Origin of the sequence: Janthinobacterium sp. SUN100, assembly GCF_030397705.1 — a bacterium.
GTDB lineage: Bacteria > Pseudomonadota > Gammaproteobacteria > Burkholderiales > Burkholderiaceae_D > Janthinobacterium > Janthinobacterium kumbetense.
Map to the genome: position 1 here is coordinate 2,542,776 of NZ_JAPUBU010000001.1, position 20,723 is coordinate 2,563,498.

Sequence of the window (20,723 nt, forward strand, 5' to 3'; positions counted from 1 at the left end):
ATTGCAACAATTGCTGCGCAACACTAAAATGAGAATGATTCTCATTCTTGGGGATCAACTCCATTCATCTGAGTCCATGCGCCCACGCCAGGACCGCAGCGGCATGGCCAGGCAAGCCAGGCGCAACACTCCCCCAGCGACGCATATTTTGAAACAGGCATCCGCCTGCTTCATCCACCACATCATCGCGACACCGGGAGTAATCAATGACAATACACAGCGCACAGCGAAAGGCCGCCGCATTGGCGCCGACCCTCATGGCCGCAGCCATTCTCGGCACCTTGGGTGCACCAGCCCATGGCCAGACGCAGCAGCAGGAACAGAATCTGCCCGAGGTGCGCGTCAACGCGCAGGCCGCCTCCGCCGCCACCGAAGGCAGCGGCTCCTACACCAGCGGCAGCATGAACGCGGCCACGCGCCTGAACCTGTCCGTGCGCGAGACGCCGCAATCGGTCAGCGTCGTCACACGCCAGCAAATGGACGACATGAATATCCGCTCGGTCGAGGACATCGCCAATATCACGCCGGGGCTGAGCCTGAACAAGGGCGCCACCGAGCGGGCCAGCTTTTATTCGCGCGGTTTCTCGATCAGCAATTTCACGGAAGACGGCCTGACCATGTCGGCCGACGGCGACACCCTGGGTTTCGCTACCCTGGCCATGTACGACCGGGTCGAAATCCTGCGCGGCGCGGCCGGCATGCTCAATGGCGTGGGCAACCCGTCGGGCACGATGAATTTCGTGCGCAAGCGCCCCACGGCGCAGAACGAGGTGTCGCTCACGGGCAGCATCGGCCGCTACAACGACTACCGCGGCGAAGTCGATGCGCGCGGCGCACTGAACCAGGCGGGCAGCCTGCGCGGGCGCGCCGTAGCCGCCTACCAGGATACCGACACGTTCATCTCGAACTACCGCCACAAGCGCGCCCTGCTCTACGCCACCGCCGATGCCGACCTGTCGCGCGACACGACCCTGAGCGTGGGCTTTCACGTCAACGACGAGCGCAATCCCGGCTCCACGTGGTACGGCTTGCCAACGGCGCTCGACGGCAGTTTCCTGCCGCTCGACCGCTCGGCCAGCAACGCGCCCGACTGGACCTTCTGGAACAAGAAAAACACGCGCCTGTTCGCCGAACTCGAACACCGGCTGGGCGACGGCTGGAAGGTCAAACTGGCGGCGCAGGCGCTGCAGGACGAACTCGACTCCGTCGTCACGGGCATCGCCCGCGTGCCGAAGACGAATCTGTTCCGTCTCAGCGCGGCCAACGCCTTTGTCTACGACCGCCAGCAGCGCATAGTCGATGCGCAGGCAGCCGGTCCTTTCAGCCTGCTGGGCCGCCGCCATGAAATCGTCTTCGGCGCCAACTACCGCACGCGCGATACCGAGGACAAGGGCTACAAGTCGGTGCCCGACTACAGCTACACCTTCAACCCCGTGCGCTGGGATACGGGAGCGCCCGTGAAACCCGCGATCGGCACGTTCTATTATGGCCAGGACAGCAAGACGAAACAGACGGGCGTCTACACGACGGCCCGCTTCAGCCTGGCCGATCCGCTGGCCCTGCTGGTGGGCGGCCGTGTCGACTGGTACGACTATCGCGCCATCAACACGTTGTCGGGCGCGCGCTCCGGCTACAAGGTGAGCCGGGAAGTCACGCCATATGCCGGCTTGGTGTACGACGTCGACGCCCACCATTCGCTGTACGGCAGCTGGACCAGCATCTTCAATCCGCAAAGCGCCGTCGACAGGAATGGCGTGCTGCTCGATCCCGTCACGGGCATCAACATGGAAGCGGGCGTGAAGGGCGAATACTTCGGCGGCGCGTTGAACGCCTCGGCGGCCGTGTTCCGCATCGTGCAAAAGAACCTGGCGACCGCGCTGCCGCTGACGCAGTGCGGTCCCGGCCTGCTGTCTTGCTCCGAGGCGGCCGGTGAAGTGCGCAGCGACGGGTTTGAACTGAGCGTGTCCGGCGCGTTGACGCCGCGCTGGCAGGTGAGCGCGGGCTTTACCTACAACACGGCCGAATATGCCAAGGCGCAAGGCAGCAATGCCGTCGGCGCGCGCTATGCGGCCGAGCGCCCCAGCCGCCTGCTGCGCCTGTCCACCAGCTATCGCCTGTCCGATGCATGGCGCGTCGGCGGCGCGCTACGGGCGCAGAACCAGATCTACAAGACCAACAGCGCCATCCGCCAGGGCGGCTACGCGGTGGCCGACCTGAACGCGGGCTGGCAAGTGAGCCGCCAGCTCGACGTGCGCCTGAGCGTGACCAACGTCTTCGACCGCAGCTACTACCAGGCCATCAGCAGCATCGACAGCGGCAATGCATTCGGCGATCCGCGCAGCGCCGTGCTGACGGCGAAGTACACGTTTTAAGCCAGCGCCAGCCTGCCCGGCTTCAGTTCCGGCGTCGACGCCAGCGCCGGCGCCGCATGCAGCTTGAAGATGCTGACGGCGTCGGCCAGGCTGGCCGCCTGCTGCTGCAGCGCGTCCGCGGCGGCGGCGGCCTGCTCCACCAGGGCCGCGTTCTGCTGCGTCACGCCATCCATCTGGCTGATGGCGATGCTGATCTGTTCGATGCCGTCGCGCTGCTCCACGCTGGCCACGGCGATCTCGCCGATGATGGCGTTGACGCGCTGCACGCTGCTCACCACGTCATCCATCGTGCGCCCCGCCTGGCCGGCCAGCACGCTGCCCTCTTCCACCGTGCGCACGGATTCGCCGATCAACTGCTTGATTTCCATGGCCGCTGCGGCCGAGCGTTGCGCCAGGTTGCGCACTTCCGTCGCCACGACGGCGAAGCCGCGTCCCTGCTCGCCCGCGCGCGCCGCTTCCACGGCCGCATTCAGGGCCAGGATATTCGTCTGAAAGGCGATGCCGTCGATGACGGCGATGATGTCGACGATGCGCTTCGACGAGGCATTGATATGGCTCATGGTCTGCACCACCTGCGCCACGGCCTCGCCGCCGCGCTGCGCCACGTCGGAAGCGCCGCCGGCCAGCTGGCGCGCCTGGTCCGCGTTGTCGTTATTCTGCCGCACGGTGGACGTCAGCTCGATCATCGAGGCGGCCGTTTCTTCCAGCGAGCTGGCTTGCTCCTCCGTGCGCGACGACAGGTCCATATTGCCGCTGGCGATTTCAGCGGACGCCGTGGCGATGGCGTCCGTGCCGGCGCGCACGCGTCCCACGATGGCGGCCAGGTTGCCGCTCATCGCTTTCAAGGCGCGCAGCAGGTCGCCGATTTCATCGCGGCTGCCGTCGGCCACCACGGCGCGCAAGTCGCCGGCCGCCACCTGCTGGGCGATGCCGACGGCCGCGCCCAGCGGCACCGTGATGCTGCGGATCAGCCACCACACCGTGATGGAGCCCACGACCAGGGTCACCAGCACGGTGGCCAGCATGGCGATGCTGGCGCTGCGGTGCGCGGCATCATCCTGCTCCTTCATCTGCGCCATCAGGGCGTGCGACTGCTTGCCGATGGCCGTGACGATGGCGTCGATCTGGCGCGTCGGTTCGCGGTCCATGCCCTTGACCAGCGCATCGACGGCCTGCGCGCTGTCGGCGCGCGCGCCGTCATACTTTTGCAGCGCCGCCAGGTAGCTCACGCCCAGCGCGTCGTGCGCCTGCAGCGCCTGCTCCACGGGTGCCGTGTCGAGTTTTAATGCGCCCATCATCGCCTGCAGGCTTTTCAATTCCTTGCGCGTCTGCGCACCGCTGGCGACAAACGCTTCGCGGTAGCGCTGGAAGGCGGCCGCATCGCCGCCGCGCAGCAGGATGTTTTTCCATTCCTGCACCTGGATCTTGAATTCCACCTGCGCGCTGCGCGCCGCGTCGACCGCTTCCGTCAGGGCCACGGAACGCTGCATGGCGTCCGCGCTGCGCGCACTGGCCGCATCGAGCGCGCTCCAGCCACGCGCACCAACGAACACCAGCGCAAGAAAGAAGAAGGCGCCCAACAGACCCAGGCGGACGGAGATTTTCAGATTCGCGAGTTGCATGTGTTTCTCCCGGCGGCAAGAACAGGATGGCAACAAAGGCGCCACCAAAACTATCCAATTCTCACCAAATAGGGAAATCATGGGGCGCGCCCCGTGAAAAACCAAGCAGCGCTTTCGTTAGAGAAACACTTTCAACATAGAAACAACAAATTACAGCGCAAGGTTGACTGGATGGTCATGATTTTCCGTCACCGTCATGGTCATCCGGGCAAGCTTGCCCGTACCCGCATCAAGGCAGCATGCGGGTCAGTACATCGTCCTTGCGCACGCGGTGATGGAACACGGCGGCCAGCACATGCAGGCCCACCACGCCCCAGGCTACCCATTTGCCCAGGAAGTGGTGCACGATATCCACCGGCGCCTCGAAGCTTTCCCAGGTCATGCCGAAAGTCGTCGCCATCGACTCGAACAACGCCGTATCGCGAAAGCTGGGCACGGTAAACAGGCCAAAGTCGGTATGCAGGCCCGTGCCCACGTAGCCGGTCAGGGGCAGCACGATCAGCAGGCCATACAAGCCCCAGTGCGCGGCATGCGCCAGCCTGTGCTCCAGCGCGGAGCCGGGCGGGTCCTGCGGCTGCACGTCGAGCAGCCGCCACGCCAGGCGCGGCAGCACCAGCGCGCCCACCAGCAAACCCAGCATCCAGTGCACGTTCAATACCGCCAGCGTACCGGGCGCCTCCTCGTCCAGAAACCAGATCACATAGTAGACAACGACATACGCGCCGATAAAGGCGCCGGCGCTGGTCCAGTGAAAGAACTTGGCGAGCGCACCAAAACGGTCGGCGTTATTTTTCCATTGCATGGGGCGGTTCCTGGGAAGTGAAAGCGGATGCGGGGTCGGCCAACAAGCCAGTGAGCAGCTTGTCGAGGGCGGCCAGCGACATGGCCAGCCGCGCGGGCGGGTCGCCATCGGCTTCGGCGATCCAGAAGGCCGCTTCGGTCACGGCGCCATACAGCATGCGGGCCGTCACGCCAGTATGCGCAGGCAGCGCCACGCCTTCATCGATCAGCCCCTGCAGCGCCGTCTGCAACGCGGCGATGCCGACGCTCTGGTGCGCCTGCGGCACGTCGCCGAACATGGCGCGCGCATCCTGCAGGATGATGCGGCGCAGTTCGGGCACCAGCGCCAGTTCCAGGTAGCCCTGGCAGCGGCGGCGAAACGCCTGCCACGAAGAGGGCGCGGCGTCCGCCATGGCTTGCAGGCGCTCGCCAACTTCGCCCTCGAGCTGATCGATCACGGCAAGCAGCAATTTTTCCTTGCTGCCGAAATGGTGGTACAGCGCGCCGCGGGTCAGGCCGGCGGCAGCCGTGAAATCATCCATCGAGGTATTCGCATAGCCCTGCTCGGCGAACGCATGGCGCGCCGCCACCAGCAGCCGGGCGCGGGTTTCCTCGATCATGCTGCTGCGGCTGCGGCGCGGGGGTGATACGGTGGAGACGGGCATGGACAGTCCTTTCACATACGTAGCGTATGTGAAAGCATATTATTGACATACGTTGCGTATGTCAATGCAAAAATACCTGCCGGCGTCAGTGCGCAGCCGCTCCCGCGAACTCCGCGCGCAGCAGCGGATACAGGCGCCGGTAGCGCGCCAGGCGGTCGTCCAGCACGGCGGACGCTTGCGGCGCCACCGTTTCCTGCACGGGCGGACGCGTGCACACCTGCGCGGGCGGCAAGCCCGTCACCGCCATCTGCGCCAGTCGCGCCGCGCCCATGGTGCCGCCGGCCACGCCATGGTCGTGGCGCAGCACGTCCAGGCCGGACGCATTCGCGCACAGCTGCGCCCAGAAGCGGCTGCGCGAACCGCCGCCCACGAATGACGCTTCCTTCAGTTGCGTGCCAGCGCTGCGCAGGGCCGCGTTGCCGTCGGCCATGGCAAAGGCCACGCCTTCCATCGCGCTGTAGGCCAGCTCGGCGCGCCCGTGTTCCGTCGACAGGCCGAAAAACACGCCGCGCGCGGAGGCGTCGTTGTGCGGCGTGCGTTCGCCGCTCAAATACGGCAGGAAGATGGGTGCCATGCGCGCCTCGACGTTTTCCGCCAGCCTTGCCAGTTCGCCGATGTCGCCCGACTGCGTCAGCCGCGCCACCCAACTGAGGCTGGAGGCGGCGCTGAGGATCACGCTCATCTGGTGCCAGCGCTCGGGCAGGCAATGGCAGAACGCATGCACGCCCTGGCCCGGATTCGGCGCAAAACCGTCACTGCCGGCGAACAGCACGCCGGACGTGCCCAGCGACAGCAGGCCGGCCCCCGGCTCCACCACGCCCAGGCCCACGGCGGCGGCCGCGTTATCGCCCGCGCCGCCGGCCAGCAGCACCGTATGTGCGATACCCCATTCCTGGCACAGCGAGGATCGCACCTGCGCGGCGGCGGCGCTGCCTTCGACGAGGCGCGGCATGTGCTCGCGCGACAAACCCGTGGCGGCCAGCATGCGCTCGGACCAGTCGCGCCTGGCCACGTCCAGCCACAGGGTGCCGGAAGCGTCTGACATGTCGGACACATACTCGCCCGTCAGGCGCAGGGCCACGTAATCCTTCGGCAGCAAGACCTTGGCCGTGGCGCGGAACAGCGAGGGTTCGTACTTTTGCAGCCACAGCAGCTTGGGCGCCGTAAAACCCGGCATGGCCTGGTTGCCCGTGATGGCGCGCGACTCGGGCACCAATGCTTCCAGTTCCACGCATTCGGCAAAGGCGCGCGTATCGTTCCACAGGATGGCCGCGCGCAGCACGTGCTGCTGCTTGTCGAGCAGGGTGGCGCCATGCATCTGGCCCGACAGGGCGATGCCGCGCAGGCCGGAAAACGCCACCGGCTGCGCAGTGCGGATGGCGGCGATGACGTCCAGGGTGGCATGCCACCAATCCTCGGGATTCTGTTCCGACCAGCCGGGATGCGGACTGGAAACGCGCAGGGTCACGCCGGCGCTGGCAAGGATGGCCTGGGCGTCATCGGTGAGGATGGCCTTGACTTCGGAAGTGCCGATATCGATACCGAGATAAGTCATTTGATTCCAAAAGAAAGTTAAGAATGGCCGTCGCCGGACGGCTCGGGCATGTTCATCAGCAGGCAGGAGCGGAATTTCGACGGCGACATCTGCTTGTGCGCCAAAAACTGGCGGTTGAAATTGGAAAGGTTGTTGAATCCAGTGCGGTAGCAGATATCGGTAACCTTCATGTCCGTGTTCATCAGCAGCTCGCAGGCCAGAGCGATGCGCTCCTGGTTCACGTATTGAATGAACGAGGTGCCCGTATGCTTGCGGAAGAAACGCGTGAATTTCAAGGTGTTCATTTCCGCCACGTCGGCCACGTCCTGCTCGCAGAAATCGAGCGTGATGTTCTGCTTGATATAGGCCAGCACCAGGTTGATGGTCGACGACATGTAGCGCCCCGCCTGCGCCAGGTAGGTGACGCTGGCCAGCGGGCGCCGCTCGCGGCAGTCGCACAGCTCGCCGAACAGGCGCGTAAACAGTTCGACGCGGCGCAAGCCCTGCGCCGTCGTCAATTCCTTCATCAGCGGCACCAGGCGCAGGCCCAGCGCATCGGGAAACTGCAAGCCCCTGCCCGCCTCGCCCAGCAGGGCTTTCAGGGGCGCCATTTCCGGAAACAGCAGCGCGCAACGTTCAATGAAGTCGCTGGAAAACTGCAGCACCAGGTCGCGCTCGGGCAGGATCACGCCTTCCGGCAGTTCGCTGACCCAGTTATGGGGCAGGTTCGGCCCTGTCAGGATCAAATTGCCCGCCCCGTAACTGCCGATATGGTCGCCGATAAAGAATTTTCCGCTCGATGTAATGATGAAGTGCAGCTCGTACTCGGGATGAAAATGCCATTTCGCCACGGTGTGCGGAAAGCCGTGCGCCCACGCGCGAAACGATTCGTGGATCGGTTTGTGGATCAGTTCCAGGTCAGGCGTCACGGCAGTTCCCTTGCGCAGTCTCGGTGCCAGCTATTCTAACCACTTACTGACCACTGAGCGCCACGGCCAGCCCGCTGTCGGCGTCGAACAGATGCATGTGCTCTTCGTCGAAGGCCAGCGCCAGGGTCTGCCCTACCTGCGCCGCGCTGTTGGCCGCATTCGCCGGCAGCAGGGCCGACAAGGTCAAGGCACCGCACTGAAAACTGATCAGCGCTTCCGCGCCCAGCAGCTCGACCAGGTCGACCACGCACGCCAGGCCATGCGTGCCGGCCGGTTCCTGCGTTTGTGCCTGCGCTTGCGCTGCCCGCAAATGGTTCGGGCGCAGGCCGAAGCCCACGCGCGAACCCGCCGCCAGCGCGGCGAAGCGTGGCGAGACCAGGGGCCAGCGGTAGCCGGCGCACACCAGCACCGTTTGCCCGCCCTCTTTTTCGACGACGCCATCGATGAAGTTCATGGCCGGCGTGCCGATGAAGCCGGCCGCAAACAGGGTGCGCGGGTGGTTGTACAGCTCCGCCGGCGTGCCGATCTGCTCGATATGCCCGCCCTTCATCAGCACCACGCGGTCGGCCAGGGTCATGGCCTCGAGCTGGTCGTGGGTGACGTACAACGTGGTGGTGCGCAAGCGGCGGTGCAAGCGCTTGATGTCGGCGCGCAGCTGCGCACGCAGCTTGGCATCGAGATTCGACAGCGGTTCATCGAACAGGAACACCTGCGGCGTCTTGATCATGGCGCGCGCGATCGCCGTGCGCTGCTGCTGGCCGCCCGACATGGCGCGAGGCTTGCGCTCGAGCAGGCTGTCCAGGCTGAGAATGGCCGCCACCTCGCGCACCCGGCGCTCGATCTCGTCGTTCGGCACCTTCAGGCGGCGCAAGCCGAAGGCGATATTGTCGTACACCGTCATGTGCGGATACAGCGCGTAGTTCTGGAATACCATCGCCACGTTGCGCGCGCGGGGCGGCAAATCGTTGACGACGGCGCCGCCGATCAACAGCTCGCCGCCGCTGATGTCTTCCAGGCCCGCGATCATGCGCAGCAGAGTCGACTTGCCGCAGCCCGATGGCCCCAGCAGGACGATGAACTCGCCGTCTTCGATTTCCAGGTCGAACGGCTGCAGCACGGCCGTTTTCTCGTCGTAAGTCTTGTGCAGCTGCCTGCAGGCGATATTTGCCATGATCAGTCTCCCGCCAGTTCGATCTGGATCTTGACGTCGCGCGGATGGCCCTTGGCCGCTTCCTCGAACGCCTGCACGCCGTCGGCAAAGCCGAAGGTGCGCGAAATGAAGGGCTTGACGTCGATCTTGCCGGAGGCCAGCAAGGCGATGGCGCGCGGGAAGATGTTCGCGTAGCGGAACACCGACTCGATGCGCACTTCCTTGGCCTGGATGGCGACGACATCCAAAGGCACCTTATCCGGCGGCATGCCGACCAGCACCAGGCAGCCGTTCGGGCACAGCAGGTCGACGATGTTGTCGTAGGCGCGCATGCTGCCGCTGGCCTCGAAGACGATGTCGGCTCCCCAGCCATCGGTGGCCTCGCGCACCGTGTCGGCCAGGCTGGCGTGGCGCACGTCGACCGTGGTCACGGCGGGATTGTCCGCGAACAGGGCCAGCTTTTCCGGCACCAGGTCGGCCAGGATCACGCGCGAGCAGCCGCCCGCCAGCGCGGCCAGCGCATTCATGGCGCCGATGGTGCCGGCGCCGATGACCACCGCCACGTCGCCCGGCTTGATGGCCGCCTTCTTCGCCGCCTGCAAGCCGATGGCCAGCGGCTCGACGATGGCGCCTTCGCCAAAGCTGACACTGTCGGGCAGCTTGAAGGTAAACGCGGCCGGATGCACGACGTACGGCGTGAGGCAACCGTGGATGGGCGGTGTGGCCCAGAAGCGCACGGCCGGATCGAGGTTGTACAGGCCGCGCATGGTGGCCGGCGAATCAAACTGCGGCACGCCCGGCTCCATGCAGACCCGGTCGCCCACCTTCAGGTGTGTGACTTCCACGCCCACTTCGTCCACCACGCCGGAGGCCTCGTGGCCGAGCACCATCGGCGCTTCGACGGCGAAGGGGCCGATCCTGCCGTGCTTGAAGTAATGCACGTCGCTGCCGCAGATGCCCACGGTATGAATCCTGATTTTCACGTCGCGCGGGCCGACGGCGAGCGGCACGTCGATGTCGCGCAAGGTGATTGAATGCGCCTGTTCCAGTACGAGTGCTTGCATGATTGTCTTCCTTGTTTATCGTTATTTATGTTTGAGCATGGAGTTGAGCAACCGGCCCAGAATGCCGACGAACAGCAGCGGCGGCAGCGCCAGCAGCACGGTGGAAGCGTTCACCACGCCCCACGGCACTTCCTGCCCCATCGAGGTAAACGCCGACGCCACCACGGGCAGGGTCATGCTTTTCGACGAGGTGAGCGCCAGCGCGATCATCAGTTCATTCCAGACCAGCACGAAGCTGAAGACGATGCCGCCCATCAGGGTCTTCGAGGCCACCGGCAGGGCCACGTGCCAGAACACCTGGTACGGGCCGTAGCCATCGAGCGCGGCCGCTTCCTCGATCTCTTTCGGGATGCGCGCAAAGGCGGGAATCGACAGCCAGATGATGGTCGACAGGGTCACCAGCAGATACGTCACCACCATCGACAGGCGCGAGTCGTACAAGCCCAGATCGATCCAGATCGAGATCAGCGGAATGGCGACGGCCACGGGCGGCAAGAAGCGCAGGGACAGCAGGAAGAACTGGATATCCTTCTTGGCCGGTATCGGGTAGCGGGCGATCGCATACGCGGCCGGCACGCCCAGCACGGCGCCCAGCAAGACGGCCACGCCGACGATGGCCACGCTGTTGCCCAGTCCCGTCAGCACTTCCGGACTGGCCAGCACCTGCTTGTAGTTGGCCAGGGTCGGGCTGAAGAAAAAGCGCGGCACGGGCGTGACGATGTCCATCAGCTCCTTGAAGGAATTGAGCACGGCCCACAGGATGGGAAACAGCGCCACCAGGACGATCACCGTGGTGATGGCAGTGGTGGTGACGGCGCCAAGGCCGCGCGTAACAGTCAGTTTTCCCATTTGGCGACCCGCTTCCAGAGTAAGGTAAAGATGACGGTGGTGGCCAGCATCATCAGCACGGCCATGCTGGACGCGTACGACACCTTGCCCATCAGGCCGATGCCTTGCGCGTACGCGTACATGTCCAGCGTTTCGGTGGAGATGCCGGGGCCGCCCTTGGTCATCACGTAAATCAGGTCGAACGAGCGCAGCGACTCGACCATCTTGATGAACACCAGGCTCATGATGGGTACCTTCAGCATCGGCAACGCAATGTACGCATACACCTGGAGCGTGCTGGCGTAGTCGAGGCGCGCCGCTTCCAGCGGTTCGGCGGGCAGGGTTTCCAGCAGCTTCAGGATGACGGCGCCGAAGAACAGGCCCCACTGCCAGATGTCGACCAGCGCCACCGCGTACAGGGCCGTGGCAGGGTCGGACAGCAAGGCCGTGCCGCCCAGGCCCACGATTTCCAGCAGCCAGTTCAAAATGCCCATCAGCGGCGAATACATGAACTTCCAGATGAAGGCGGCCGACACGCGCGGCAGCAGCACCGGCACGATCAGGAGCAGCGCGATGATGTCGCGGGTGCGGCCCTTGACCCTTTCGAACAGGAACACGGCCAGCAGCACGCCGACGATCAGCGAGCCGGCCACGGTCACCACTTCCCAGATGGCCGACACCTGCACGGCATTGATGAAGCGGCGGTCGCCGAACAGGCGGAGAAAATTGGCAAAGCCGACGTAGTCGCTGTCGCTGTAGCGCAGCACGCGGTTTTGCAGGGCCAGGTTGATGGCGGCGATGGTGGGCACCAGGCCCAGTATCAGCAGGATCAGCAGCGGCAGCGTCAGAAAGACGGCCGGCAGCCAGGTGTGGCGTTTCTTGCGGATGGTATGCGGCATAGGAGAGACTCTCGCAACGGACTGTCAAGCACAGGGAAGCTGGCCGCCGTCTTGAAGAACGGCGGCCAAACGGCATGCGGTTTACTTTCTCTTCTGCGCCCGCTGCATTACCTCCGTCGCGTACTCGTTGGCTTCATCGAGCGCGCTTTGCACGTCGCCGCGCGTGCCCGTAAACACCTCTTCCAGCACCACGCCCAGGTTGTCGCCGATGTCCGGCCATTCGGGGCTAGGCCAGATGGTGACGCGCGAGACGGGCGTGGTGTCCGTCAGGCCCGCCTGGATCTGCGGCTTGACGTGCTTGCGGAAGTAGTCGCTGTTGATGGTGCTGGCGCGGTTGTAGTCGCTGAAGACGTTGTCCTTCAGACGCGCCTGCTCCTGCTCCTTGCCCGTGGCAAAAGCGATGAACTTGCCGGCCGCCTGGCGCGTGCATTCATCCCTGGCGCCCGTGGCGGAGATGGCCAGGCCATGGCCGTACGCGGCCGACGCCAGCGGCGCGGGCGGGCGCACGTAGCCGACCTTGTCGACTACCGACGATTTTTTCGGGTCTTCCATCCAGTCGGCAAAGGGCGTCGACTCGATCATGAAGGCCACTTTGCCCGACCTGAATGCTTCGAGCGCATTGCTCCAGTCGTAGGTGGCGCCGCCCGGCGGCGAATACTTGAACAGATCGCGGTACAGGGTGGTCGCTTTCACGGCCTGCGGCGAATTGAAGGTCGGCACGCCGTCCTTTTCCCACTTGCCGCCGGCGGCCAGCATGAACGGCGACCAGCGCCAGACATTCATGCCCGAGCCGCGCTGGCCCCGCGCCGCCCAGCCGTAGACATTCGGAGGGCTGTTCATTTTCTTGACGGCGGCGACCAGTTCGTCGAGCGTCTTCGGCACGGCAATACCGGCCTTTTCCAGCAGGTCGCGGCGGTAGAACAGGAAGTCGCTGCCGCCGATCAGGGGCGCGAAATACGCCACGCCCTTGTACGAGGCGACGGCGCGGCGGCCCGGCAGGAAGTCGTCGTAGTCGGCTTCCTTGGGCAGGTATTTGAGCAGGGGGACGACCCAGCCGGCCGTGGCAAATTCGGCCACGTTGGCTTCGTCGATGTAGTAGATCTGGTAGGAGCCGGCCTTGGTGGAAGCATCGAGCCTGGCCTTGGAGCGGCGGTCGTTTTCGCCGAAATAGCTGATTTGTACCTTGGTGCCGCTTTTCTTTTCATACTCGGCGAGGGTCTTTTCCATCACCGTCAGGCCCAGGCTTTTTTGCGCCAGCACCTTGATCACGGGCACCGAGCAGCTTTGCGCCGAGGCGTCTGCAAACCCGGCGGACATGAGGGCGCCCCATGCAACAGCAGTCATGATTTTCATAACACGTCTCCATTTTTATAGTCCGGCGGTTTTCCACCGGTAGGCCAACTATAAAAACAAAGACGGCGCGCCACCACTACAAAAGGCGCGGCTTTCTAAATACTTTTTTTCACTTCGTTGATACGGATTTGCCGCCTCAATCCTGGCGAAAATCCTTGCGGTAGATATTCGTCTCCCTGCCCTCCGGCGGCAGGCGCGAGAAACGTTCGAAGCGCAACCCCAGCTTGTTGAGCAGATTGATCGACGCCTGGTTCTGCTGCGAAGTGATGCCGTACAGGGTGCGCAGGCGCAGTACCTGCTGCGCGTGCCGCACGATGGCGGCCGCCGCCTCGTAGGCAAAGCCCTGACCCCAGTGGGCTGGCCGCACGGCATAGCCGATATCGGGGCCGGGCAGGCTGTCGCGCCGCACCAGGCCAGCCATGCCCACAGGCGCGCCATCGCTGCGGCGCTTGACGATGTACAGGGAATAGCCATGCTCGCGGAACTGCGCCATCGGCCCCGTTTCCAGGGCCGCGCGGGCCGCCTCCACGGTGTGGAGATTGCGCTGACCGATGTTGGCGATCCACGACGGGTCGTTGACCAGCTCCAGGTAGAAGGCCGCATCGTCCGGCGTCACGGTGCGCAGGCGCAGGCGCGGCGTCTCGCAGATGGTGATGGCGCCGCTCATGCCGGCCACTGCATCGGGTCGCTCAGCAGCTGGTACATCACGTAGGCGTCCACATAGCCCAGTTGCGCGTGGCGGTAGGCCAGCGGCAGGGTGGCGACCACCGTGAAGCCCAGTTTTTTCCACAGGGTGACGGCGGCCAGGTTGGTGCTGACGACGAAGTTGAACTGCATCGCCAGGTAGCCCGCGCGGCGCGCTTCTTCCATGCAGTGCACGCCCAGCAGGCGGCCTACGCCCACGCCCTGCGCAGCCGGATCGACCATGAACGAGGCATTGGCCACGTGCGAGCCATGGCCCGGCTGGTTCGCCACCAGCTTGTACATGCCCAGCAACCGCTCCGTACCCATCACGGCGACGAAGCTTTGCACGCCAGGGCCGAACCAGTAGGCGTGGCACGCTTCGCGCGTGGTATCGGCGGGGAAGGTATAGGTGTCGCCGGCCGCCACCAGCGTCTGGAAGATCGGCCACATGGCGTCAAAATCGGCTTCGGTGGCCGGGCGGATGTCAATTTCTTTCAAGGCAGTGCTCCCGATAACAAGTGATGGCTGATTGTATCAGCGCCCCAGGCGGAAATTCACGCTATCGGGCCGCCCCGGCAGGTGCAGGCGCGATTGCGCGCGGGGCGATTCGCTGACGACTTTCCCGCGGCGCAGCACCAGGCGCCGCGCCGCGCGCAGGCGCAACGCTTCCACCGTCGAACTGCAATCGAGGATCAGCAAGTCCGCATGGCAGCCGGGCGCGATGCCGTAGCCGTCCAGGCCGAGGATGCGCGCCGGCGTCTCCGTCACGGCCAGGAAGCAGTCGTGCATCGCTTGCTGGCCCGTCATCTGCGCCACGTGCAGTCCCATGTGCGCCACTTCCAGCATGTCGCCCGAACCGAGGCTGTACCACGGGTCCATCACGCAGTCGTGGCCAAAGGCAACGGGAATGCCGGCGGCCAGCATCTCTGGCACGCGCGTCATGCCGCGCCGCTTCGGATACGTATCGTGGCGCGCCTGCAAGGTGATGTTGATGAGGGGGTTGGCGATGGCCGCCACGCCCGCCTCGCGGATCAGCGGCAGCAGTTTGCTCACATAGTAATTGTCCATCGAATGCATGGACGTCAGGTGCGAACCCGTCACCCGGCCCTGCATGCCAAGGCGCTGGCTGTGGAAGGCCAGGGTTTCGATGTGGCGCGACAGAGGGTCGTCCGACTCGTCGCAATGCATGTCCACCATCAGGCCCCGTTCGCAGGCAAATTGGCACAGCAGGCGCACGGATTCCGCGCCGTCCGCCATGGTGCGTTCGAAATGCGGGATGCCGCCCACCACGTCGACGCCCATGGCAATCGCGCGCTTCAGATTGTCGAAGGCGCCGGGGCTGCGCAGGATGCCATCCTGCGGGAAGGCCACCAGCTGCAAATCCAGATACGGCGCCACCTGGCGTTTCACGTCGAGCAGCGCTTCGACGGCCAGCAGGCGCGGGTCGCAGATGTCCACGTGCGAGCGGATGGCCAGCAAGCCGCGCGCCACGGCCCAGTCGCAATACTGCAAGGCGCGGTCCACCAGCGCCTGCTGCGTCAATTGCGGCTTCAGTTCGCCCCACAGGGCGATGCCTTCGAGCAAAGTACCGGAGGCATTCACGCGCGGCAGGCCGTAGCTGAGCGTGGCATCCATGTGGAAGTGGGCGTCGACAAACGGTGGCGTGACCAGGTCGCCGGCGGCGTCGATCTCTTGCGCGCCCGTCACGGGCAAGGCGGGGCCGACGGCCGCGATGCGGCCACCCTCGATGGCGATATCGATGGCGCGGCGCCCGTCGGGCAGGCTGGCATTGCGGATGACTAGGTCCATGCGGACACTCCTTCGGTTGACTGCAGTACCTGGTGCTTCCAGTGCATTGTCATCTTATTTCCTCAAGGATGCTGCAGTGCACGAATATACTCACTGGCAAAAGCGTAGCCATAGATTCCATGACAACGCTTTGCGCACGCGCAAACTTTCTGCAAATGCTGCCAGGCGCATGAATACAGCCAGCCCGTGACAAACATGCGGCGCACGCCCTTGAGAAAATATCTTTCAACTAACTCGAATCACCGCTAGAATATTCATATTGCGTTGCATCATAAAAAGTCCATGATCAGCTTTTAGCGCGCTACCCACTTTACAAAACGCGGCCAACTCTGGTTTTCGGGATTTTGCAGAGCGTTTTGCCAGCATTTTAATCCGTACAAAGGAGTAAATATGTTTCCGCTTCCTGAACAATTTTCCAGCGCCGCCAAGTCGCAACTGGAAAACCAGCTGCAAATCTTCAGCACCCTCACCAGCAAAGTCTTTGAAAGCGCCGAGAAAATCATCGCCCTGAACTTGAACGCAGGCAAGGCCGCCCTGTCGCATACGGCGGAAACGGCGCAGCACCTGCTGGAAACGCAGGACCCGCGCGACTTCTTCAGCTATAGCACCAGCCAGGCCCAGCCGAACATCGAAAGCGTGCTGGCCTACAGCCGCCAGCTGTTCGGCATCGCCTCGAGCACCCAGGCTGAATTGCTGGCCTCGGCCAAGGCCCGCCTCGATGCGGTCGCCCCTGCCATCGCTCCAGCGCCTGCCGCAGCCAAGCCAACGCTGGCCGCCGTACCTGCGCCTGCGCCTGCAGCGGCACCTGCCCCCGTTGCCGCCAAGCCTGCCGACGTGGTCAAGCCTGCCGCCAAGGCAGCGCCAGCCCCCGCACCAGTCGTCGCGCCGGCAGCCAAACCGGAAGCGGCGCCTGCCAAGGTTGCCGAAAAGATTGCCGACAAGCCTGCCGTGAAAGCGGTCGAAGCCAAGCCGGCAGCCAAGCCTGAAGCGGCCAAGCCCGCACCGGCGCCCGTCGCCGCGCCAGCGAAAGCCGCCGCGCCAGCACCGGCCAAGCCGGCCGCGAAACCATTTCCTACGAGCAAACCGGCCGCCAAGCCGGCCAGCGCCGCCGGCAAGACCGTGGCCAAGGCCGCCGTGAAGCACACCCCTGCGCCAGCCGCCAAGCCGGCAGCCAAGGTTGCGCCCAAGGGCACGCCATCGAAACAGCTCGACATGCTGGGCGGCAAAGGCAGCGGTCGCAAGTAAGCCTCGCGCACGGCACTGATGCAGCAAAACAACGGGCTACGGCCCGTTTTTTGCGTGCCCGCCCACAGCGCGCTTTTCCGCCTTGTTGTATCCTACGCGTACTTTCCGTCCGCGTGCCCGTCCTTCCGCCCCGCGACACCCCATTATTCAAAACAAAAGGTAACCATGAGTTTATCGAGGCTCATCGCCGGCTTCGTGCGTCAGCATTGGCCGGCGTATGCCGCCGCTGCCGTCATGCTGACAGGCGTGGCAACACTGACCGTCTGGATCCCGCGCCGCGTGGGCGCCATCATCGACGCCCTGGCCGCACACCGCATGACGGCGGCCGAACTGTGGCTTGAGCTGCTGACCCTGCTCGCCGTCGGCGTCGTCATCTACTTCCTGCGCGTAGGCTGGCGCATCACCCTGTTCAAGGCCGCCTACCAGCTGGGCGTGATGCTGCGCACGCGCTTCTACACGCGCATGTCGCAGCAGGGCGCGTCGTTCTACCAGAACCAGCGCACGGGCGACCTGATGGCGCTGGCGACCAACGACATCGACGCCATCGAAATGGCCGCCGGCGAAGCCATGCTGGCCGGCTTCGACGGCACCTTGACCCTGCTGATGGTGCTGGGCATCATGCTGCTGGGCGTGGACTGGCGCCTGGCCTGCATCGCCTTGCTGCCCTTCCCGCTGATGGGACTGGCCTTCTGGCGCATTTCCAGCCATATCCATACGGCGTCGACGGATTCATTGAAACGCTTTTCGGCGCTGAACGACCATGTGCAGGAATCGCTGTCGGGCGTGCGCACCCTGCGCGCGCTGGGCCTGGAAGAGCGCAGCAGCAAGCAGTTTTCCACCCTGGCCGGCCACGCGGCCAACGCCAGCCTGACGGCGCAGCGCTGGGAAGCGGCGTACGAACCGGCCGTCGGCCTGACCCTGACAGCCGCCACGGCGCTGACCCTGGGCCTGGGCGGCTACCTCGTGTGGCAAGACCAGCTGACCATCGGCGCGCTGACGAGCTTTTCCATGTACCTGGGCCAGCTGATCTGGCCCATGTTCGCCGCCGGCTGGGTGCTCTCGCTGATCGAACGGGGCCGCGCCGCCTGGCAGCGCCTGCAGCCCATGCTCGATGCGCCGCTGGCCATCGACGACCATGGCACTATTGATACGCTGACGCCCGGCCCCCTGCAATTGCAGGACATCGGCTTTGCGTACGCGGGCCAGACGGCGCCCGCGCTGTCCGGCATCTCGCTGCGCCTGCAGCCGGGCCAGACCCTGGGCCTGGTGGGCCCCACGGGCAGCGGCAAGTCGACCCTGCTGCGCGTGCTGCTGCGCCAGGTCACGCCGCAAACGGGCACGGCCACGTGGAATGGCCAGCCGCTGGACGCCTACACCCTGCATGCGCTGCGCGCGGCCATCAGCTGGGTGCCGCAGGAATCGTTCCTGTTTTCCGCCACCATCGCCGACAATATCGCCCTGGCCCGTCCCGGCGCCACGCGCGAGGAAGTGGAACGGGCGGCGCAGCTGGCCGATATCCATACGGACATTTTGCAATTCCCCGACGGCTACCAGACCCACGTGGGCGAAAAAGGCATCACCCTGTCGGGCGGCCAGCGCCAGCGCGTGGCGATTGCCCGGGCTCTCCTGGCCGACAACGGCTTGCTGCTGCTCGACGATGCGCTGTCCGCCGTCGACACGGGCACGGAAACGCGCATCCTGCAGCACCTGGAAGAATTGCGCGCGCGCCGCCCCGAGCGCAGCGCCATCATCGCCAGCCACCGCCTGAGCGCCGTCGTCAACGCCGACCTGATTTTGGTGCTGCGCGACGGCCACGTGACGGAAACGGGCAACCACGACGCGCTGATGCAGCACGACGGCTGGTATGCCAGCCAGTGGCGCTATCAACAACTGGAGGCCAGCCTCGATGCCATCTAAGACCGACCACGCCGCCACCGCCACGCAATCCGTGCGCCGCCAGGCCGCGCAAGCCATCGGCCTGCTGCGCCGCGCCGCCGCGCCCGACCTGCGCCACCTGTACTGGGCCACGTTCTGGCTGATCCTCGCCGCCGCCCTGGAAGTGACGGGGCCGATCCTGGGCAAGGCCCTGATCGACCAGCATCTGCTGCCGCGCAATCTGGACTGGACGCGCATGTCGCTGCTGCTGGGCGGCTGCCTGCTGACGGGCTGGGTCGCTTCCGGCCTGCGCTACCTGCAGCTGGTGCGCCTGTCCGGCCTGGCCATGCGCTCGGTGCAGCGCCTGCGCGAAACCGTGTACCAGCACGTGCTGCGCCTGCCGATGAGTTTTTTCGACCGCGCCATCACGGGCCAGCTGGTCAGCCGCGTCACCAACGACACGGAGGCCGTGAAATCGCTGTACGTGCAAGTGCTGTTCGTCATCCTCGACAGCTCCATCGTGCTGGTCGGCACCATGGCCGCCATGGCCTTCCTCGACTGGCGGCTGATGCTGATCGTGCTGGCCCTGCTGCCGGCCGTGCTGGTCATCGTCTTCCTGTACCAGCGCTGGAGCGCGCCGGCCGTCACGCGCGCGCGCGCCCTGCGCAGCGAAATCAACGGCCAGATCGCCGAATCGATCGGCGGCATGAGCGTGCTGCAGGCGAATAACGCGGAAAAGCGCTTCGGCGCGCGCTTCACGGGCATCAACCAGGACCATTACACGGCGCGCATGCAGGAATTGCGCGCCAACGCCTGGCTGCTGCGCCCCGCGCTCGACATGCTCAACATCGTGCTGCTGGCCGTCGTCATCTTCAGCTTCGGCCGGCGCGAGATGGGTGCCGTCGAAGTGGGAGTGCTGTATGCGTTCATCAGCTACATCGCGCGCGTGATCGAACCCTTGATCCAGATCACCATGCAATTCAGTCAATTGCAGCAATCTGTGGTGGCCACTGCGCGCGTCTCGGCCCTGCTGGACGAAGCGCAGGCGCTCGAACACGCGCAGGGAAGGGAAACACCGGCCCTGCGGCAGGCGAAAGCGGGCGTCGACCTGCCCGCCGTGGACATTTCCCGCCTGACGTTCGCCTACGTGGAAAACCAGCCCGTGCTGCACGACCTGTCGCTGACCATCCCGCAAGGCGCCTTCTTCGGCATCGTCGGCCACACGGGCAGCGGCAAGTCGACCCTGCTCTCCTTGCTTCTGCGCTTCTACCCCGTCACACAGGGCAGCATCGCCATCAATGGCGTCGCCCTCGACAGCATCGACAACGAGCATTTCCGCGCCGACGTGGGCCTGGTGCCGCAAGACCCCTTCCTGCTGGCCGCCTCGGCGCGCGAAAACATCGACATGGGCCGCGGCTACACGCAGCAGCAGATCGAGACGGCAGCGCGCGCCGCACATGCGCACGATTTCATCGCCGCGCTGGAACACGGCTACGACACACCGCTGGGCGAAGGCGGCTCGCGCCTGTCGTCGGGACAGAAACAGCTGATCGCCATCGCCCGCGCGCTGGCCGGACAGCCGCGCATCTTGCTGCTGGACGAAGCGACGTCGCGCATCGATAGCCAGACGGAGCAGATCGTGCAGCTGGCCCTCAATGAATTGCGCGGCAAGGTGACCATCATCGCCATCGCCCACCGCCTGTCGACCATCCGCGAAGCCGACCGGATCATCGTCCTGAATCACGGCCGCATCACGGAAGCGGGGCCGCACGACGCCCTGATGCAGATCGAAGGCGGCCTGTACCAGCGCCTGTACCTGCTGCAGCAGCTGGCGCAGTAAGGGGGCCTTGTCAATGCCTGCCGTGTGCACTTTCGCAAATTTCTGCGCACCGCATGATATTTCTTGATTGCAAC

At 65.0% G+C, this 20,723-nt stretch carries 16 protein-coding genes and 1 pseudogene; 4 read left to right on the plus strand and 13 right to left on the minus strand.

Going from position 1 to position 20,723, the window contains the following annotated elements:
• The first annotated feature begins 206 nt into the window (after positions 1-206).
• Positions 207-2,372, plus strand: a complete 2,166-nt coding sequence (locus O0881_RS11255) for a TonB-dependent siderophore receptor (RefSeq protein WP_289911297.1) — start codon at positions 207-209, stop codon at positions 2,370-2,372.
• Here the strand turns inward: O0881_RS11255 and O0881_RS11260 are convergent.
• From O0881_RS11260 to O0881_RS11320, 13 genes and pseudogenes are all read right to left on the minus strand, one after another.
• A complete protein-coding gene (locus tag O0881_RS11260) occupies positions 2,369-3,994 on the minus strand; it encodes a methyl-accepting chemotaxis protein (RefSeq protein ID WP_251350624.1) in 1,626 nt (541 codons plus the stop codon). The two genes, O0881_RS11255 and O0881_RS11260, sit on opposite strands and share 4 nt — an antisense overlap.
• A gap of 229 nt (positions 3,995-4,223) precedes the next feature.
• Entirely contained in the window at positions 4,224-4,796 is a 573-nt protein-coding gene (locus O0881_RS11265; RefSeq protein WP_289911298.1) for a cytochrome b, read from the minus strand.
• A complete protein-coding gene (locus tag O0881_RS11270; RefSeq protein WP_289911299.1) occupies positions 4,780-5,439 on the minus strand; it encodes a TetR/AcrR family transcriptional regulator in 660 nt (219 codons plus the stop codon). Before O0881_RS11270 ends, O0881_RS11265 begins: the two co-directional genes overlap by 17 nt.
• 85 nt (positions 5,440-5,524) lie before the next feature.
• Positions 5,525-6,994 (minus strand): xylulokinase, encoded by a 1,470-nt coding sequence (gene xylB / locus O0881_RS11275; RefSeq protein WP_289911300.1) that lies wholly within the window; start codon positions 6,992-6,994, stop codon positions 5,525-5,527.
• A gap of 17 nt (positions 6,995-7,011) precedes the next feature.
• Entirely contained in the window at positions 7,012-7,902 is an 891-nt protein-coding gene (locus tag O0881_RS11280; protein WP_289911301.1) for an AraC family transcriptional regulator, read from the minus strand.
• 70 nt (positions 7,903-7,972) lie between these two features.
• Positions 7,973-9,073 (minus strand): annotated as a pseudogene (gene ugpC / locus O0881_RS11285) (sn-glycerol-3-phosphate ABC transporter ATP-binding protein UgpC); the annotation flags it as partial.
• A gap of 2 nt (positions 9,074-9,075) precedes the next feature.
• Positions 9,076-10,116, minus strand: coding sequence for an NAD(P)-dependent alcohol dehydrogenase (locus O0881_RS11290; protein ID WP_289911302.1), 1,041 nt, complete (start codon positions 10,114-10,116; stop codon positions 9,076-9,078).
• A gap of 21 nt (positions 10,117-10,137) precedes the next feature.
• Positions 10,138-10,965 carry a carbohydrate ABC transporter permease gene (locus O0881_RS11295; RefSeq protein ID WP_289911303.1) on the minus strand — a complete coding sequence of 276 codons (828 nt, stop codon included), beginning with the start codon at positions 10,963-10,965 and terminating at the stop codon, positions 10,138-10,140.
• Positions 10,953-11,843, minus strand: coding sequence for a sugar ABC transporter permease (locus tag O0881_RS11300; RefSeq protein ID WP_289911304.1), 891 nt, complete (start codon positions 11,841-11,843; stop codon positions 10,953-10,955). The genes O0881_RS11295 and O0881_RS11300 overlap by 13 nt, the downstream gene beginning before the upstream one ends.
• 81 nt (positions 11,844-11,924) lie before the next feature.
• Entirely contained in the window at positions 11,925-13,187 is a 1,263-nt protein-coding gene (locus tag O0881_RS11305; protein ID WP_289911485.1) for a sugar ABC transporter substrate-binding protein, read from the minus strand.
• 145 nt (positions 13,188-13,332) lie between these two features.
• Positions 13,333-13,863, minus strand: coding sequence for a GNAT family N-acetyltransferase (locus O0881_RS11310; RefSeq protein ID WP_289911305.1), 531 nt, complete (start codon positions 13,861-13,863; stop codon positions 13,333-13,335).
• Positions 13,860-14,378 carry an N-acetyltransferase gene (locus tag O0881_RS11315; protein ID WP_099666740.1) on the minus strand — a complete coding sequence of 173 codons (519 nt, stop codon included), beginning with the start codon at positions 14,376-14,378 and terminating at the stop codon, positions 13,860-13,862. The genes O0881_RS11310 and O0881_RS11315 overlap by 4 nt, the downstream gene beginning before the upstream one ends.
• A 36-nt stretch (positions 14,379-14,414) precedes the next feature.
• Positions 14,415-15,689, minus strand: a complete 1,275-nt coding sequence (locus O0881_RS11320) for an amidohydrolase family protein (RefSeq protein ID WP_289911306.1) — start codon at positions 15,687-15,689, stop codon at positions 14,415-14,417.
• 390 nt (positions 15,690-16,079) lie between these two features.
• Between O0881_RS11320 and O0881_RS11325 the strand changes: the two genes are divergently transcribed.
• From O0881_RS11325 to O0881_RS11335, 3 genes are all read left to right on the plus strand, one after another.
• Entirely contained in the window at positions 16,080-16,934 is an 855-nt protein-coding gene (locus O0881_RS11325; protein ID WP_289911307.1) for a phasin family protein, read from the plus strand.
• 165 nt (positions 16,935-17,099) lie between these two features.
• Positions 17,100-18,851: an ATP-binding cassette domain-containing protein gene (locus O0881_RS11330; RefSeq protein ID WP_289911308.1), complete on the plus strand. Its 1,752-nt coding sequence runs from the start codon at positions 17,100-17,102 to the stop codon at positions 18,849-18,851.
• Positions 18,841-20,649: an ABC transporter transmembrane domain-containing protein gene (locus O0881_RS11335; protein WP_289911309.1), complete on the plus strand. Its 1,809-nt coding sequence runs from the start codon at positions 18,841-18,843 to the stop codon at positions 20,647-20,649. Before O0881_RS11330 ends, O0881_RS11335 begins: the two co-directional genes overlap by 11 nt.
• The last annotated feature ends 74 nt before the right edge of the window (positions 20,650-20,723 follow it).

Excerpts from the sequence above, each read along its gene's own strand:
- O0881_RS11335 (WP_289911309.1), top strand. The coding sequence starts at position 18,841 with ATGCCATCTAAGACCGACCACGCCGCCACCGCCACGCAATCCGTGCGC.
- O0881_RS11260 (WP_251350624.1), bottom strand. The coding sequence starts at position 3,994 with ATGCAACTCGCGAATCTGAAAATCTCCGTCCGCCTGGGTCTGTTGGGC.
- O0881_RS11255 (WP_289911297.1), top strand. The coding sequence starts at position 207 with ATGACAATACACAGCGCACAGCGAAAGGCCGCCGCATTGGCGCCGACC.
- O0881_RS11330 (WP_289911308.1), top strand. The coding sequence starts at position 17,100 with ATGAGTTTATCGAGGCTCATCGCCGGCTTCGTGCGTCAGCATTGGCCG.
- O0881_RS11290 (WP_289911302.1), bottom strand. The coding sequence starts at position 10,116 with ATGCAAGCACTCGTACTGGAACAGGCGCATTCAATCACCTTGCGCGAC.
- O0881_RS11300 (WP_289911304.1), bottom strand. The coding sequence starts at position 11,843 with ATGCCGCATACCATCCGCAAGAAACGCCACACCTGGCTGCCGGCCGTC.
- O0881_RS11265 (WP_289911298.1), bottom strand. The coding sequence starts at position 4,796 with ATGCAATGGAAAAATAACGCCGACCGTTTTGGTGCGCTCGCCAAGTTC.
- xylB (WP_289911300.1), bottom strand. The coding sequence starts at position 6,994 with ATGACTTATCTCGGTATCGATATCGGCACTTCCGAAGTCAAGGCCATC.
- O0881_RS11310 (WP_289911305.1), bottom strand. The coding sequence starts at position 13,863 with ATGAGCGGCGCCATCACCATCTGCGAGACGCCGCGCCTGCGCCTGCGC.
- O0881_RS11270 (WP_289911299.1), bottom strand. The coding sequence starts at position 5,439 with ATGCCCGTCTCCACCGTATCACCCCCGCGCCGCAGCCGCAGCAGCATG.
- O0881_RS11305 (WP_289911485.1), bottom strand. The coding sequence starts at position 13,187 with ATGACTGCTGTTGCATGGGGCGCCCTCATGTCCGCCGGGTTTGCAGAC.
- O0881_RS11295 (WP_289911303.1), bottom strand. The coding sequence starts at position 10,965 with ATGGGAAAACTGACTGTTACGCGCGGCCTTGGCGCCGTCACCACCACT.
- O0881_RS11320 (WP_289911306.1), bottom strand. The coding sequence starts at position 15,689 with ATGGACCTAGTCATCCGCAATGCCAGCCTGCCCGACGGGCGCCGCGCC.
- O0881_RS11325 (WP_289911307.1), top strand. The coding sequence starts at position 16,080 with ATGTTTCCGCTTCCTGAACAATTTTCCAGCGCCGCCAAGTCGCAACTG.